This window comes from Pseudomonas sp. BT-42-2 (genome assembly GCF_025847435.2).
Classification (GTDB): Bacteria; Pseudomonadota; Gammaproteobacteria; order Pseudomonadales; family Pseudomonadaceae; genus Aquipseudomonas; species Aquipseudomonas urmiensis.
In genome coordinates, this window is sequence record NZ_JAOYTM010000004.1 from 286,204 (window position 1) to 301,343 (window position 15,140).

The 15,140-nt window shown below is 60.0% G+C and carries 14 protein-coding genes and 2 pseudogenes; 9 read left to right on the forward strand and 7 right to left on the reverse strand.

Annotated features, from left to right (window positions below; all coding sequences use genetic code 11):
* Positions 1-204: 204 nt before the first annotated feature.
* The gene (ampC, locus tag OIU19_RS03950) at positions 205-1,356 is read right to left on the reverse strand and encodes a class C beta-lactamase (protein ID WP_264233487.1); all 1,152 of its coding nucleotides are present in this window, start codon (positions 1,354-1,356) and stop codon (positions 205-207) included.
* Positions 1,357-1,481: 125 nt separating this feature from the next.
* On the opposite strand from ampC, the gene OIU19_RS03955 reads away from it, so the two are divergent.
* Complete coding sequence (locus OIU19_RS03955) at positions 1,482-2,474, forward strand: bile acid:sodium symporter family protein (RefSeq protein WP_264233489.1); 993 nt, start codon at positions 1,482-1,484, stop codon at positions 2,472-2,474.
* A 106-nt stretch (positions 2,475-2,580) separates the two neighbouring features.
* On the opposite strand, the gene OIU19_RS03960 is transcribed toward OIU19_RS03955, so the two are convergent.
* The 3 genes from OIU19_RS03960 to OIU19_RS03970 are packed head-to-tail and all read right to left on the reverse strand — an operon-like array spanning position 2,581 to position 5,225.
* Positions 2,581-3,165, reverse strand: coding sequence for a TetR/AcrR family transcriptional regulator (locus tag OIU19_RS03960; protein WP_264233490.1), 585 nt, complete (start codon positions 3,163-3,165; stop codon positions 2,581-2,583).
* A gap of 14 nt (positions 3,166-3,179) precedes the next feature.
* On the reverse strand, positions 3,180-4,028 hold the full coding sequence (locus OIU19_RS03965) for a 3-hydroxybutyryl-CoA dehydrogenase (RefSeq protein ID WP_264233492.1): 849 nt from the start codon (positions 4,026-4,028) through the stop codon (positions 3,180-3,182).
* Positions 4,029-4,040: 12 nt separating this feature from the next.
* Positions 4,041-5,225: an acetyl-CoA C-acyltransferase family protein gene (locus OIU19_RS03970; protein ID WP_264233494.1), complete on the reverse strand. Its 1,185-nt coding sequence runs from the start codon at positions 5,223-5,225 to the stop codon at positions 4,041-4,043.
* A gap of 169 nt (positions 5,226-5,394) precedes the next feature.
* On the opposite strand from OIU19_RS03970, the gene OIU19_RS03975 reads away from it, so the two are divergent.
* Entirely contained in the window at positions 5,395-6,411 is a 1,017-nt protein-coding gene (locus OIU19_RS03975; RefSeq protein ID WP_186555174.1) for an AraC family transcriptional regulator, read from the forward strand.
* 6 nt (positions 6,412-6,417) lie between these two features.
* On the opposite strand, the gene OIU19_RS03980 is transcribed toward OIU19_RS03975, so the two are convergent.
* Positions 6,418-7,947: a catalase gene (locus OIU19_RS03980; RefSeq protein ID WP_264233496.1), complete on the reverse strand. Its 1,530-nt coding sequence runs from the start codon at positions 7,945-7,947 to the stop codon at positions 6,418-6,420.
* Positions 7,948-8,163: 216 nt separating this feature from the next.
* Here OIU19_RS03980 and OIU19_RS03985 point away from each other — a divergent pair, with 216 nt between their 5' ends.
* Positions 8,164-8,622 carry a nucleoside deaminase gene (locus OIU19_RS03985; protein WP_264233497.1) on the forward strand — a complete coding sequence of 153 codons (459 nt, stop codon included), beginning with the start codon at positions 8,164-8,166 and terminating at the stop codon, positions 8,620-8,622.
* Positions 8,619-9,809: a CynX/NimT family MFS transporter gene (locus OIU19_RS03990; protein WP_264233499.1), complete on the forward strand. Its 1,191-nt coding sequence runs from the start codon at positions 8,619-8,621 to the stop codon at positions 9,807-9,809. Before OIU19_RS03985 ends, OIU19_RS03990 begins: the two co-directional genes overlap by 4 nt.
* Here the strand turns inward: OIU19_RS03990 and OIU19_RS03995 are convergent.
* Positions 9,802-10,074 (reverse strand): annotated as a pseudogene (locus OIU19_RS03995) (PLP-dependent aminotransferase family protein); the annotation flags it as partial. The gene OIU19_RS03990 and the pseudogene OIU19_RS03995 sit on opposite strands and share 8 nt — an antisense overlap.
* 98 nt (positions 10,075-10,172) lie before the next feature.
* On the opposite strand from OIU19_RS03995, the pseudogene OIU19_RS04000 reads away from it, so the two are divergent.
* The 4 genes and pseudogenes from OIU19_RS04000 to OIU19_RS04015 all read left to right on the forward strand — a co-directional run.
* Positions 10,173-10,293 (forward strand): annotated as a pseudogene (locus OIU19_RS04000) (DUF6555 family protein); the annotation flags it as partial.
* A 220-nt stretch (positions 10,294-10,513) separates the two neighbouring features.
* A complete protein-coding gene (locus OIU19_RS04005; protein WP_264233501.1) occupies positions 10,514-10,738 on the forward strand; it encodes a DUF2188 domain-containing protein in 225 nt (74 codons plus the stop codon).
* Positions 10,739-11,419: 681 nt separating this feature from the next.
* A complete protein-coding gene (locus tag OIU19_RS04010; RefSeq protein WP_264233505.1) occupies positions 11,420-12,304 on the forward strand; it encodes a manganese catalase family protein in 885 nt (294 codons plus the stop codon).
* A gap of 249 nt (positions 12,305-12,553) precedes the next feature.
* Complete coding sequence (locus tag OIU19_RS04015) at positions 12,554-13,054, forward strand: ferritin-like domain-containing protein (protein WP_264233507.1); 501 nt, start codon at positions 12,554-12,556, stop codon at positions 13,052-13,054.
* A gap of 218 nt (positions 13,055-13,272) precedes the next feature.
* Here OIU19_RS04015 and OIU19_RS04020 read toward each other — a convergent pair whose 3' ends face one another.
* On the reverse strand, positions 13,273-13,635 hold the full coding sequence (locus OIU19_RS04020; RefSeq protein ID WP_264233509.1) for a response regulator: 363 nt from the start codon (positions 13,633-13,635) through the stop codon (positions 13,273-13,275).
* Positions 13,636-13,782: 147 nt separating this feature from the next.
* On the opposite strand from OIU19_RS04020, the gene OIU19_RS04025 reads away from it, so the two are divergent.
* Complete coding sequence (locus OIU19_RS04025) at positions 13,783-14,919, forward strand: sensor histidine kinase (protein WP_264233510.1); 1,137 nt, start codon at positions 13,783-13,785, stop codon at positions 14,917-14,919.
* The last annotated feature ends 221 nt before the right edge of the window (positions 14,920-15,140 follow it).

Consider the following 15,140-nt stretch of genomic DNA (forward strand, 5'->3'; position numbering starts at 1 on the left):
TCTCCATGGACGGCCTGCGTTACCGCGCAGGCCGTCTGGAACACCCTTGCCACCGCTCCCGATCAGGGAGACGGCTTCATCATGCCCAAGGCCGATTCACGTCGTCAACAGTTTTGTAGTGAATATTTTTTCTCACTACATCTTGTCTGACAATCCACTCGACAACGCCCTGGGCGATGCCCCCGAACAGCGCTAAAAGCTAGATTATTCAGGCGCCTGGATCTGCGTGAGGATGCGATATGCCGCCTCTACCCGGGCCTCGTTGGGGTAGTTGCGATTGGCAAGCAGGGCAACACCCATACCCTTGGATGGGATGAAGGCGACGTAAGCGCCAAAGCCTGCGGTAGACCCGGTCTTGTTGTACCAGGCGGCTTGCGCTGCAGGGCTTGCCGGCAGTAGCCGTTGGGTGGGCTGGGGCTTGAGAGCAAAGTCTGCGCCATTACCCTTGCGCAGGGTGTCGAGGCTGACCGGGTAGGGGTAGCGCTCCCAGCCAAGGCCCTGGGTCATGGCGCCGACCTGGAAGTAGCCGGTGTGGGTGATGGCGATGGCCTGCTTGAGCGTTGGGCTGAGGCGGTCGGGCTGCAGTTGCAGGCGCACGTAGCGCATTGCATCGACCACATTGGTTTTGATGCCGTAGGCCTCATCAGCGAAAGGTCCAGGATTGACCCGCACCGCTCGGTCCTGCGCATCGTAGCCCTGCGCGTAGAGGCCCTGCGCAGCAGAGGGAACCGCCAGGTACGTGTGCTTCAAGCCCAGTTGCGGCAGCACGGTTTGGCTCATCAAATCGGCAAACGGGCGCTGCTGCGCGCGCGCGGCCAGATCGCCGAACAGCCCAAGACTTGGGTTTGAATAGCAACGCTGTGTGCCGTGCTCGCCACGGGGTTGCCACTGTTGGTAGAACGCCAGAGCCTGGGCCGAGGTAGTGACCTCATCCGGGAATTGCAACGGCAGGCAATCGGCGCTGTAAGCGCCAAACTCCAGCACGCTGGCCTTACCCAGTGGCGCACCTGCCAGGGCCGGCTGGTAGCGACTGGCGGGGGCGTTCAGATCAAGCTTGCCTTCGGCACTGGCCAGGGCTGCGAGGGTAGCGGTGTAGGTCTTGCTCAGCGAGCCGACTTCGAACAGCGTTTCGCGGCTTACCGGCTGGCGCTCTTGCTTGTTGGCCAGGCCGTAGGTGAAGTAGTGCTCCTGGCCATTGACGAACACCGCCACCGCCATGCCGGCAATGGCATGGTCGCGCATGAGTGGTTGAATGATCGCGTCGACCTGGTTGTGCAGGTCATCGGCCAGCACCTGACTGCTGGCAAGGGACAGTACAAGGCCCAACTTGAGCAGGCGAACAGAGGTATAGCGCATGGGGTTTCCTGGTCTGAAGCGTGCGCAGTGTCCGTTGAGCGACACTGCTGGGGGTTCCGGCGTTAGCGGTAAAGGTGGCCAGACCTTATCGTCTGCCCTTGCACAATGACAAGACGGAACCTGTGATGAAGTACTTGCGCATGCTCTTTGACAATTTCACCCTGGCCTTGCTCGGGGTCGTGCTGATTGCCACGTTACTGCCATGTTCAGGCGAGGGCGCGGTACTGTTCGGCTGGTTGACCAACCTGGCCATCGGCCTGCTGTTCTTTCTGCACGGCGCCAAACTGTCGCGCGAGGCGATCATTGCCGGTGCCAGCCACTGGCGGTTGCACCTGCTGGTGTTCTCTTGCACGTTCGTGATGTTCCCGCTGCTAGGGCTGGCGTTCAAGCCACTGTTCGTGCCGTTGGTGGGCAACGAGCTGTACCTGGGCGTGTTGTACCTGTGTGCCTTGCCAGCCACCGTGCAGTCGGCGATTGCCTTCACCTCGCTTGCGCGGGGCAACATACCTGCTGCGATCTGCAGCGCGGCCGCTTCCAGCCTGTTGGGGATCTTCCTGACGCCATTGCTGGTGATGCTGCTGCTCGGTGCCGACGGCGATACCGGTTCGGGCCTCGATGCGGTGCTGAAGATCACCCTGCAACTGCTGGTGCCGTTCGTGGCCGGCCAGATGGCCCGACGCTGGATCGGTGATTGGGTCAAGCGCAATGCACGCTGGCTGAAACTGGTCGATCAAGGCTCGATTTTGCTGGTGGTCTACACCGCGTTCAGTGAGGCGGTGGTCACAGGCCTTTGGCATACCGTGTCGGCGCAGCATCTGGCGGGGTTGTTTGCAGTCTGCGGGATTCTGTTGGCCGTGGTGCTGGTGGGCACGCGACTGCTGGGACGGGTGCTAGGGTTCAATGTCGAGGATCAGATCACGATCCTGTTTGCCGGCTCGAAGAAGAGCTTGGCCACCGGCGTGCCGATGGCGCAGGTATTGTTCGTTGGCAGCGGGATTGGCGCAATGATCTTGCCGTTGATGCTGTTCCACCAGATCCAGTTGATGGTCTGCGCGGTGTTGGCGCAGCGTTATGCCAGCCGGGAAGAACCTGCCGAACAGGTCTCGGCGGCGTCCTGAAGTTGACGTGGAGCTGTGCCGGCCTTATCGCGGGGCAAGCCCGCTCCTACAGGGGTTGAGGAGGTTGTGTGGGAGCGGGCTTGTCCCGCGCTAAGGCCGGCACAGCCTAGCGCAAGGTCCGCTCGATCCCACCCAGCAACACACTCTCCATCAGCGCAAGGCTCTGATCTTCAGGCAAGCCCCGGCCATGCAGCCACCCTGGCAACTGATTGAGCAGGGTCGCCAGCACATGCGCAGTGGCCGCCAGCCTCTCACCTGCCAGCGAGGTCTTGGGCGCAATCAGGTGCAACAAGCCCGCCTCGTAACGCTTGCGTGCGACCAGCAAACGCGCTTGCTGGCTTTCGCTCAGGCAGCACAGGTCGCGCTCGGCCAGGCGAAACTGCAGCGGCCGTTCGGCATGCAGTTGCCAATGCGCGGCTACCAGGCTTGCCAACACCGGCTTGCCTCGCGCCAATGCCCGTCGCCCTTGATCGAGGGTCGCTTGCAGCTCCTCGTACAACTCCTCGATCAGGTCGTAGAGCAGGTCCTGTTTACTGGGGAAGTGGTGGTACAGCGAGCCTGCCGTCAGACCGACATGCGCCGCCAGCTCGCGCATGCTGACCTGGCCGAAGCCTTTTTCGGCAAACAGTGCCATGGCCTTGTCGCGACGCTCATCGAAGTTGGCACAGCGCAGGACAGCGTTGGCTGGCATGGCACTCGCTCCAATCAGTAGGTGAAGAACCCGCGGCCACTCTTGCGCCCCAAGTAGCCGGCGGCAACCATTTCCTTGAGCAGCGGGGCAGGGCGGTACTTGCTGTCGTTGAAGCCCTCATGGAAGGCCTCCATGATCGCCAGCAGCGTGTCCAGGCCAATCAGGTCAGCCAATGCCAGCGGGCCGATCGGTTGGTTGCAGCCAAGGCGCATGCCGGTATCGATATCCTCGGCGCTGGCCAGGCCCTCCTGACGGACGAAGATCGCCTCGTTGATCATTGGCACCAGGATGCGGTTGACCACAAAGCCTGGGCGATTGCCGGCGGTGATGGGCGTCTTGCCGAGCTTCTCGGTCACCAGCAAGGCCTGGGCGTAGGTGCTGTCGCTGGTTTGCAGGCCACGAATGATCTCGACCAGCGCCATCATCGGCACTGGGTTGAAGAAGTGCACGCCGATGAAGCGCTCGGGCTGCTCGATGCTGGCGGCCAGCTGGGTGACCGACAGCGACGAGGTGTTGGTGGCGATCAGGCAATCGGCGCTAACGTTGGCCGCCACCTGCTTGAGGATGCGCAGCTTCAGCTCGAGGTTTTCGGTCGCGGCCTCGATCACCAGCTGCGCGCTGCTCAGGGCGGCGTAGTCGGTACTGGTGCGGATACGCGTCTTGGCCGCCTCGGCCTGATCAGCGGCGAGGGTACCTTTGCTGACCTGACGCTCGAGGTTCTTGCTCAGGGTGGCCACGCCGCGTTCCAGGGCAGCATCCGAAACGTCGATGACCAGCACCTGGAAGCCCGCCACGGCACACACCTGGGCGATCCCATTGCCCATGGTGCCGGCGCCGATCACGGCGATCTGTTCAATGCTCATGTTGACGATTCCTTACACGCGTTCGAAGACGACGGCGATGCCTTGGCCGCCGCCGATGCACATGGTAGCCAGGGCGTAGCGGCCCTGGATGCGCTGTAGTTCATGGATGGCCTTGGTGGCGATAATTGCCCCGGTGGCGCCTACCGGGTGGCCCAGAGAAATGCCCGAGCCGTTGGGGTTGACCTTCTGCGGGTCGAAGTCCAGCGCGCGGGCGACCGCGCAGGCCTGGGCGGCGAAGGCTTCGTTGGATTCGATCACGTCCAGGTCGCTGACCGACAGACCGGCTTTTGCCAGCACCTTCTGCGTAGCCGGAATCGGCCCTAGCCCCATCAATGCCGGTTCCACCCCCGCATGGGCGTAGGCCACCAGCCGCGCCAATGGCTTCAGGCCCAGTCGGCGCACCGCATCGCCGGTGGCCAGCACCAGCCCGGCGGCGCCGTCATTGATGCCGCTGGCATTGCCCGCGGTGACGCTGCCATCTTTCTTGAACACGGTCTTCATGCCGGCCAACTGCTCGGCGCTGACATCGCCGCGCACATGCTCGTCCACGGCGAACTGCACGCTGCCCTTACGGGTCTTGAGCTCCAGCGGCACGATCTGGCTGGCGAAACGGCCTTCGGCGATGGCGCGGGCGGCGCGTTGCTGGCTGGTCAGGGCCAGTTCATCCTGCATTTGCCGGGTGATGCCGTGCTTGGCCGCAACGTTCTCGGCAGTGATGCCCATGTGGAAGTGTTCGAACGGATCCTGAAGAATGCCGACCATGTAGTCGATGCCCTGCAGGTCGCCCATGCGTGCCCCCCAACGAGCTTGCGGCAGTAGATAGGGGCCGCGGCTCATCGATTCGGCACCCGCAGCCAAGGCTACATCGCAATCCCCCAGCAACAAGCCTTGGGCTGCCGAGACGATTGCCTGCAGGCCTGAGCCGCACAGGCGGTTGACGTTGAACGCCGGGGTTTCCTTGGGGATGCCAGCGTTCATTGCCGCCACCCGGCCCAGATAGGCGTCGCGCGGCTCGGTGGGGATCACGTTGCCCATGACCACATGACCGATCTGCTCGGCCGCCACGCCTGAACGCTCGATCGCCGCACGGGTAACCGCGCTGGCCAGATCTGCCAGGGGCAGGTCCTTGAGCGAACCGCCAAAGCCACCGATGGCTGAACGCACGGCACTGACAACGTAGATTTCTGCACTGCTCATATGAGGCTCCAATTGCGAAGGCGTGGCGGGATAGGGCCTGGCTCTGCGAGAATGACCGCGGTATCCACAATGGGTCGAGTCTAGGCAAAGGTCGAGGCAGGGCCTATGTCGGATCTGCTCAGTCAACCTGGCATTTTTTGCCACTCAGCCTAGACAGTGAACATCAACCATGCGCGATAGCGATTCGGTCGCGGTGTACTTTCTCAATGCCATGGTGCATGCCCTGCGCGATCAGCCCGAGCAGCGCGATGGCCACTTGTTGGCCGTTGGCATCGACCCCGCCTTGCTCGATCAGCCCCAGGAGCGGGTGCCGGCCAAGGCCTTCGCGCGCCTGTGGCTAGACCTGATCCATGCGCTTGACGATGAGTTTTTCCGCCTCGACAGCCACGGCATGCCGATTGGCAGCTTTGCCTTGATCTGCCGTGGGCTGGTGCAGGAGCCGAACCTGGAGAAGGCCCTGCGTCAGTGCCTGGGTAATTTCGCCCTGTTTTTGCGTGACCTGCGCGGGAGTTTTTCGGTGCGCGGCGGGCGCGCGGTTATCAGTGTGCAGTCGAGTATCGAAGACCCGCTGACCCGGGTCTATGCCGAAGAAACCTACCTGGTGTTGGTGGTCGGTTTGCTGTGTTGGTTGGCGGGGCGGCGTATCGTCATCGACCGCACCGAACTTGCCGTCGCCCGACCCACCCAGGAAGACGACACGCTGTTGTGGGGGCCTGATCTGCGTCTGGGCAGTGGCCGCACCGAGGTCGAGTTCGACAATGCCTACCTGCGCCTGCCGGTGGTGCAAGACGTGGCAGCCTTGAAAACCTTCTTGCGTACCGCACCCCAGGGGCTGGTGATCCGCTTTCGCAATCAAAATGGTTTGGTCGCCGAGGTTTACCGGCATTTGCGCGCCAGGCGCTATGGCCAGTGGCCGACGCTGACTGCCCTGGCTGAACGTCAGGGCTTGAGTGCCAGCAGCTTTCGCCGCCAGCTGGAACGTGAAGGGCGCTCGTACCAGCAGATCAAGGATGAAGTGCGCCGGGCCATGGCCTTCGAGCGTCTGCGCGAGGGCAGCCTGAGCATCGCCGAGATCGCCGAGCAGACCGGCTTTCAGGAACCCAGCGCGTTCCATCGCGCGTTCAAGAAGTGGACCGGGCATAGCCCGGGCAGTTACCGCTCGCGGCTCAATCGCCACGAGCGCTAGGCGCTTTCAGTCTTCGAGTTTGGCCGCCAGTACTTTCATCTGCTCCAGATCGCCTTTGGCCACCTTGGCCACACCTTCGCCATAGGCCGGATCAGCCTTGTACAGGAACGACAGGATGATCAGCTTGCTTTCATCATCGGCTGCTGCCAGCGACTGGCCAAAGCTGTTGATCAGGTCGCGCTGCTCAGCCTCGGAGAAGGAGCGGAACAGCTCGCCAGCCTGCTTGAAGTTCTGCTCACGGGCGATCCCTTGCTGCTGCGTGCTGCCCGCCAGTGGCAGGGCACTGTAGCGCGCCGCCTCAGGCGTGGTGCGTAGTTTTAGGCGGCTGGGTTGATAGTTGACGCTGTCTTTGCTGCGACCGGGGTTGTGCGCGCCATCCTGGTTGCCATTGTCTACCGCTGCCCGTGGCTGATTGATCGGCAGGCTGCTGGCGTTGGCGCCGACGCGATACATCTGCGTATCCGCATAGGAGAACAGCCGACCTTGCAGCAGACGATCCTCGGAAGGCTCGATCCCGGCGATCAGGTTGGACGGGGCCAGGGCCACCTGTTCGGTTTCCTGGAAGACGTTGTCGACGTTGCGATTGAGCACCATTTGGCCGACACGACGTTCGGCTACATCGGGCCAGATCTTGGTGGGGTCTAGTGGGTCGAAATCGAACTTGGCCAGCGCCTCTGGGCTCAGGGTCTGAATGTACAAGTCCCATTTGGGGTGTTCGCCACGACTGATGGCGTTGATCAGGTCAGCGGTCATGTGGCTGAAGTCTTTGCCTTGGATCTGCTCAACGGCGGCTGGGTCGAGGTTGACCTGGCCCTGCAGGCTTTTCCAGTGAAACTTCACATAAGTCGTCTCGCCCTTGGCGTTGACGAACTTGTAGGCGTGCACGCTGTTGCCGTCCATGTGCCGGTAGCTTTTTGGCGTGCCTTGGTTGGAGTACAGCAGGGTCAGCGTGCGGGTGGCTTCGGGCATGTGCGAGAACAGGTCGAAACGCCGTTTGTCATCGCCCAGGTTGGTGCGTGGATCGGGCTTGAAGGCATGCACCATGTCCGGGAACTTGATCGCATCGCGGATGAAGAAGGTTGGGAAGTTGTTGCCCACCAGGTCCCAGTTGCCGCTGGCGGTGTAGAAGCGGGTGGCAAAGCCGCGTGGGTCGCGCAGGGTTTCTGGCGAATGCAGGCCATGCACCACCGAGGAGAAGCGCACGAACACCGGCGTGCGCAGGCCAGGTGTGAACAGCGAGGCTTGGGTCAGCTCGCCGAGGTCTTCGAAGGCGGTGAATATCCCGTGGGCGCCCGTGCCGCGGGCATGTACCACACGCTCTGGGATGCGCTCGCGGTCAAAGCGTTGCAGCTTCTGGATCAGCTGTACGTCCTGCAGCAGCACTGGGCCTGCAGCGCCGGCAGTCTGCGAGTGCTGGTTGTCGCCCACGGGCGCGCCATTGTCGCGCGTCAGGTGGGCGGCATACAGGCCGTTGCTGGCGAACAAGGCCGAAGCGAGCAGCGCGGCTGCCAAGCGGGTGGGACGGGTTACTGGCATCTGAGGAGCCCTTGTCTAGTGGGTCGGGCCTGCGATGCTAAGTAGCTTGCTGCGCCACCACTGTCGGATCTTTCTCCTTCTGCGCGATGCTTTTTAGACGGCTCTTATCAGGCATCGGCTTATTCAGGTGGCCACTGAGGTGCATCCAATCTCTTCATTTCAGCCACAGCCCGCGAGACGGGATAATGCTGCCCTCTGCAACAGGAGTAGTGCTTCATGTCCAACCAACAGTTCATGCGCGAGGCCCTTGATCTGGCCCGCGCCAATATTCAAGCCGGTGGCCGTCCGTTTGGCGCCGTACTGGTCTATCAAGGTCAGGTGCTCGCCCGCGCGGTCAACGAGATTCATCGCAGCCAGGACCCGACTGCCCACGCCGAAATGCAAGCCATTCGCCAGGCCGCGCAGGCCTTGGGCCGGCCACGCCTGGATGGGGCCGAGATCTACGCTACTGGCCACCCTTGCCCGATGTGCCTGGCCGCGATGCATTTGTGCGGCATCGAGCGGGCCTGGTTTGCCTATGACAACGACGAAGGCGAGCCCTATGGCCTGTCTACTGCCGCAGTCTATGCGCAGATGGCCAAGCCACCGCAGCAGCAAAGCCTGCCGCTGCGCCCGCTCAAGCCGGCAGGCGAAGCTGATCTGTACCGCCAATGGCAGCAGGTTCAGCAGGCATGAGAGGCGCTTTGAATCTGCTGCTGGTGGTCTTGTTGGCGCTCAACCTGCGGCCGATTCTCACCAGCATAGGCCCGCTGCTCGAACCGATGCGCGCCAGCACTGGCCTTGGCTATCAACAAGCGGCGCTGCTGACAGCACTGCCGGTGCTGTGCATGGGCCTGATGCCCTTGCTTCACCCGTGGCTACGCCGCTGGCTGAGTGAGCATGGCGGTATGCTGATGGGCTTGGCGGCGATTGCCGTGGCCTGTCTTTGGCGCTTGCAGCTGGACACGGTCAGGGCGCTGATTGCCAGTGCGGTTGTCGCAGGCCTGGGGGTGGCAGTGGTGCAGGGCATGATGCCGGGGTTGATCAACCGCTGGTTCCCCGGCCGTCTGGCGGCAACCATGGGGTTGTACTCGGCGGCCTTGATGAGTGGTGGTGGCTTGGCTGCCGTACTCGGCCCGCACATCAGTGGCTATTTCGGCCATTGGCAGGCGGGCCTGGGTATCTGGGCAGTGCCGGCCTTGCTGGGGTTGCTTGCCTGGGCAGTGCTGCGTCCGCGCCAGGACACGCCCACGTTCGCCAACGGCGGCGGTGGGCACTGGTTCGGCAACCGTCGTGCGTGGCTGCTGGCGGTGTACTTCGGCTTGATCAACGGCGGCTACACCAGCATGGTCGCCTGGCTGCCGGCTTATCATTTGGAGCACGGTGGCACTGCTCAAGGTGGCGCCGATCTGGTGGGCCTGATGACCCTCTTCCAGGTTGCAGGCGCACTGGGTTTGCCGCTGTTGCTGCGGCGTTTTGCCGATCGCCGTCTGGGGCTTTGGCTGGCGTTGTCGATTCAGCTGTGCGGTTTCCTTGGCCTGCTATTGGCGCCGACTGCGGCGATGGGGCTGTGGGTGGCGCTGATCGGTCTGGGCCTGGGCTCGTGCTTCAGCCTAAGCCTGACCTTGACCCTGGAACACCTGAAAACCCCGGCCGAGGCTGGTAGCCTGGCCTCGTTCGTACAGGGCATCGGCTTTATCATCACTGGCATCGTGCCCTACATCACCGGCTGGCTGCGCGATGTCAGCGGCGACTTCCAGGCTTCGTGGATGCTCCTGACCTGCACGGTACTGGCCATGCTGCTGGTGACCGCGCGGTTCGCCCCGCAGGGCTACGCTGGCGCTATCGCCCGACCCGAGCGGGCAGCCCAAGCGCTTAGCTGAGCTGATGCAGGGTATCGCGCACCCGGTCCAGCAGTTCGTTGGCGCTAAAGCCCGGGGCCAGCCCGGGTCGCACCGGCGCTTCGCTGAAGAACGGCGCCAGAGAGTACAGACCTACCTCGACCTTGCGGGCCAGGCTGATCAACAGCTCGACCTCCACCCCGGGGCTGGCCAACGCGCTCAGGTGAAAGCCGGCGTTGGCCGGTACCGCCGTCAACCAGGGCGCCAGGTCGGTGTCCAGGCGCGCCAGGATCCTACGACGGGCTGCCAAGCTCTTCTGGACTCATCCGATTGAATTTTTCTCCCATTGGATACCTCAATAGCGCATGACTAGGCAGGGATTGTTGTGCCAGCACTTGCACGTACGTGATCGACCACGAACTGCACGGCAATCACCGGATTTATCATTTGCCTAGAAAAAATGGACAACGCCGTCACCTGGTATTGGGCCAGTTGCGATGCCGACGTCGGCATCATCCCCAGGTTCAGTGCTTAGTGTTGGACACCTGACCCATTAGCTTGGAGGTTTAGTCATGCAACCAAAGACCGAGGGCACCGAAGAGAAGGGGCCAAGCGATGTCCCCTTCATCAATGACCCGCAAAAGCCTACTTCGCCACCCTTGAATGACGCTGACGCCACGGATGCAGCGGAAGCTGAAGAGGATATACAGGACGATGGCCAGTCAATTTAGCTGGATGAGAAGACTATGGATAACTATCACCTAAACCCGACGTCGGATGGATGGGAGTTGAAGAAAGCCGGTGCTGACCGGGCATCCAAGCGGGCTGCGACGAAGCAGGAACTGGTCAGCATGTTGCCAGCCTTCTTTGAAGGCAAAACGGCTTCTGTGAAAATTCACCAAGCAGATGGCACGATTGAAGAGGAGCGCACTTACCCTCGCTCAGCTGACCCACGTCGAACCAAGGGGTGAACACTGTCACAGCGCGTGATCTCGGAATCGATCTGACCAGTGCCGACGGTTTGTTCAGGTGGTTGCTCGCCAGTTTCCTGATGGGGAAGCGGATTCGCTCAAGCGTCGCAGTGCAGACTTATCGAGTCCTGGTCGACCAACAAGCTGCCGATACACCGGGTAGACTCGCTCGCTGTTCGCATTCGACACTCGTCCGTTTGCTGGGTGAGGGAGGTTATGCCCGTTACGATCAGTCGACTGCCCGGCGTCTCCATGCGCTAGGCTGCACCCTGGCTTCAGAGTGGGAGGGTCAACTTCAAGACATGCAAGCGGGTTCTCTCAGTAGCGACGATTTTAAGCGCTGGCTGCTGAGCTTCGAAGGCGTGGGCCCTAAAACATTGGAGATATTCATGCGAGAATTTTCTCAGCACCATCATTAAGGCCTGTGCGGCAATTGGGTGGCGGCCGGAATCAGTTATGTGTAGATCTTGGGCTCCATATTCTTTCTAATATTTGAGCGCGTTGAATCTGCTGCGCAAAATAACACGATCCTGTTGGTTGATTAAGTTTGACCTGCAGTAGTTATACCATTCGTCTGCTTTTCAGATTTTTGTCCGCACATTTCCTTTACGTATTGCCTCCCATAATAACGCCCGGCAAATAATCGTATTTGCGGCGCTGTATTTGCCGTGGAGGCATAATATGTTCATTCATAACAAACGTTTACAGTATACGGTGCGCGTTGCCCAGCCTAATCCTGGTCTGGCCAATTTGCTGCTGGAACAATTTGGTGGCGCGCAAGGGGAATTGGCCGCGGCGAGTCGATATTTCACCCAGGCGCTGGCGGAGGACGATGCTGGCCGCAAAGACCTGCTGATGGACATTGCAACTGAGGAATTGAGCCATCTGGAGATCGTGGGGTCGATTATTGTCATGCTTAATAAAGGGGCCAAAGGACGCCTGGCAGAAGGGATTGAGGAGGAGGGAGAGCTTTACCGTGCCATCAATGGCGCCGGTAATGACTCGCATATCACCAGCATCCTGTATGGGGCCGGTGCACCACTGACCAACTCTGCAGGCGTGCCTTGGAGTGCTGCATATGTCGACACCATCGGTGAGCCGACTGCAGATTTCCGCTCGAACATCGCCGCCGAAGCGCGCGCCAAAATCGTCTACGAGCGGTTGATGAACGTGACAGATGATCCAGGCGTCAGGGAAGCGTTGGGCTTCTTGATGACACGTGAAATCGCTCACCAGCTCTCATTCGAAAAAGCACTACATGCCATCCAGCCGAATTTCCCCCAAGGCAAGCTCCCGGGCATGCCGGAGTTCACCAACAAGTATTTCAACATGTCGGGTGAGCCTAATGTGCGTGGCCCTTGGAACGAAGGCAGCGAGTGGGACTACGTCGAGGATCCCGCCCCAGCGGTGGACGGTGGGGATGGCAGCGCTTCGGTAACCCTCTCCGAGATGGAGTTAGAAGCGGTTGAGGCCATGAAGTTGCGCACGACCTCTCAGCCGGACAGTAATCCGATTACCGGCGCTGACCTGGGGTCGGGGTTGGTGCAGGGGCGCGACAGCGAGTAGTTCCGATGCGAACCCGAATACAGGCCGGCAATGTCACAAAAGACAAGGGCGCTGAGCTTGCAATGCGCAGGGCCTTGATGGCGTTTGAAGTGGACTCGCGCCTGGCGTGCAGGGCATTGCGAATCCGCATGGCCATGGTGATCTTCGGCGTTGGGACACTGCTTGCGAACGATGTGCCCGAGCCGCCACGCCTGCCAGCTACCCATGGAAAGCATTTTTAACCGATAGTAGTTTTCTGAGGAAATACCCATGCCTGCACGTAAAAGCGTTGAAGATTTGTTCATTCACGAGCTGTCGGATGTGTATAGCGCCGAGAAGCAGATCACCAAGGCCCTGCCTCGTTTGGCGCGCGCCTCGACCAATCCACTGCTTGCTGAAGCCTTCCTCTCTCACTTGGAGGAAACGCAGGGTCAGATCGAGCGAATTGACCAGCTGGTTGAGCTTGCAGGCTTGAAACTCAAGAGAATGAAGTGCGTCGCCATGGAGGGCCTGATTGAAGAGAGCAAGGAGCTTTTGGACGAAATTGAAAAGGGTGCTGTACTGGATGCCGCACTCATCGGGGCTGCACAGAAAGTTGAGCATTACGAGATCGCGGCTTATGGCACGCTTATCGCGATGGCTAAACACTTGCGAATGAAGGAGGCGGCTCAGTTGCTGGCAGACACACTGGTAGAAGAAAAATCTGCCGATGAGAAGCTTTCAGCGATTGCCGAAGAAGGGGGAAATCAGGCGGCTACTCTAGACAAGTAAGTCGCAGGGTGGGAAAGCTCAGCGCATTTTGCTGGGCTTTTTTTTAAGCTAGGCCGTCGGTTTCGAGCTCTTTAATGGCTTCCCTGGCTTCGCGTATCTGCAGTAGGAGGGTTGCATAGAGTGGCAGCGGCATTATGGAATTCACCCAATTGGCATTTATGAAGTGGCGCGCATTCGTACGGCATTGTTTCCTACGGTGTAATTTTTCGGGCTGAGCATCAGTTGACTGGGAGTAGCTCAACTATCGTCCGGCTAAGCGCTTCCAATGTGCAAGGTTTAGCAATAAACCGCGCATTGGCTGGTAAAAAGCCAGGAGGCAGAACCGTATTGCCTGACACGATTATAACCGGTAACTCAGGACGCATAGACCATAGGGTTTTGGCTAAACCGATACCATCACATTGTCCTGGCATCACAACGTCGGTTATCACTAAATCAAATGAATCATTAACGTTCAGCTTAAGCAAAGCTGCGTCAGCGCTAATGCACCCAGTCGCTTCATACCCCAGATGCATAAGGGCTTCCGTCATCAGCCACCTCAGCACATCGTCATCCTCGACGATCAGCACGCGATTAGGCATAGCATTTACTCCTGGGTGTTCCTGTTAGGTGTGGCTTATAGCGAGTCGTTTCAAAAGACAGACAGAAGGTTCACTAGCTGTTGCTATGCGGGCTTACGGCATGGGCTAATCTTGGAGAATGCCTACCCTGCGAGCATCTAGACCGCTATGCGACTGCACGATTTCATCGAGAACAGCATGGAACGTATTCTCCAGGCATGGGAAGACTTTGCTCGATCGGTAGAAACAAAACAGCCGGATCTCGATGCAACCGGGCTGAGAAATCATGCAGAGAAAATTCTGCGAACGATCGCCGCAGACATGCGCAAAGGGCAGACTACACGCGAACAAGCGGAAAAGGCCCAGGGCCAGGGCCCCTTAAATACCAGTGAAACGGCTGCTCAGACGCATGCACTGACGCGCTTGGTTGCCGGGTTCTCACTGGATCAAATGGTCTCCGAGTACCGCGCGCTACGTTCCAGCGTGCTATCGCACTGGCTTGCGCAAGAAGTGTTTGAAGAGGAGCACCATGTTCGAGACATGATCCGCTTCAACGAAGCGATAGACCAAGCCCTCGTGGAATCCATCGCGGCCTACGGATCGGCCTTGGAATCAACGCGTAAGATGCTACTCGCTGTGCTGAGTCATGATCTGCGCTCCCCTTTGGGGGCGGTGCTAATGGCGGGCGGCTTGATCCTCCGCCAAGAAGGCTTGGATGAGAAAGGGAGGGAGCTGGCAGCCCAAGTCTGTACGAGCGCGCGACGCGCCAACAACATGGTGAACGATCTGCTTGATCTTGCTCGTTGCAACATCGGCACCGGCATTCCAGTGCAGTTGGAGCCAGCTGAGCTGAATGAGATCTGTCGCTCGGTTATCGAAGAGCTACGCATTGCCTTCCCCGACGCCAGGATTGTTTTGAGTGAACAGGCGGTCATCCCAGGGCTATTTGACCCCGCACGGATGGCTCAAGTCTTTTCGAATTTGATTAGAAACGCTATCTGCCATGGTGATCCAGCCCTTCCGATCCATGTGAAGGTATTTGACCATCAAGGTGACCCGTGCGTCAGTGTCCATAATTGGGGAGAAGTCATCCCCCCTGAGGCCATGCCGCATCTCTTCAAGCCGGAAGGACGTTACTCGAGCTACGCGGCGGGTGACAGGGGGGTGTCAGCGGGGCTGGGCCTAGGGTTGTTCATCGCGGCGGAGATAGTGGCCAGCCATGGAGGCAAAATCCAGGTCAGCTCATCTGGCGAGGATGGAACCGTCTTCGAGGTAATCATGATTCATGCATCATCGGCCCCCTGAGTTTCCTTCGTATAGGCTAACCATGTCTTTGGGTAAGCTCCTCCAGTCCCTGAGATTCCAAAACGGGGATAAGTGTGCTGACACGCCAGAAATAGCCGAAGGCAAGCGGGTTGGCGAGCGCCGGCAGAACTTGTCGGGGTAGGTTTTCTCGAACCGTTAGCCGTTATAGAAAATCGTGAGCGCGCCGGGCAAACCCCTTGGAAAAAGCCGGATATCGAGGA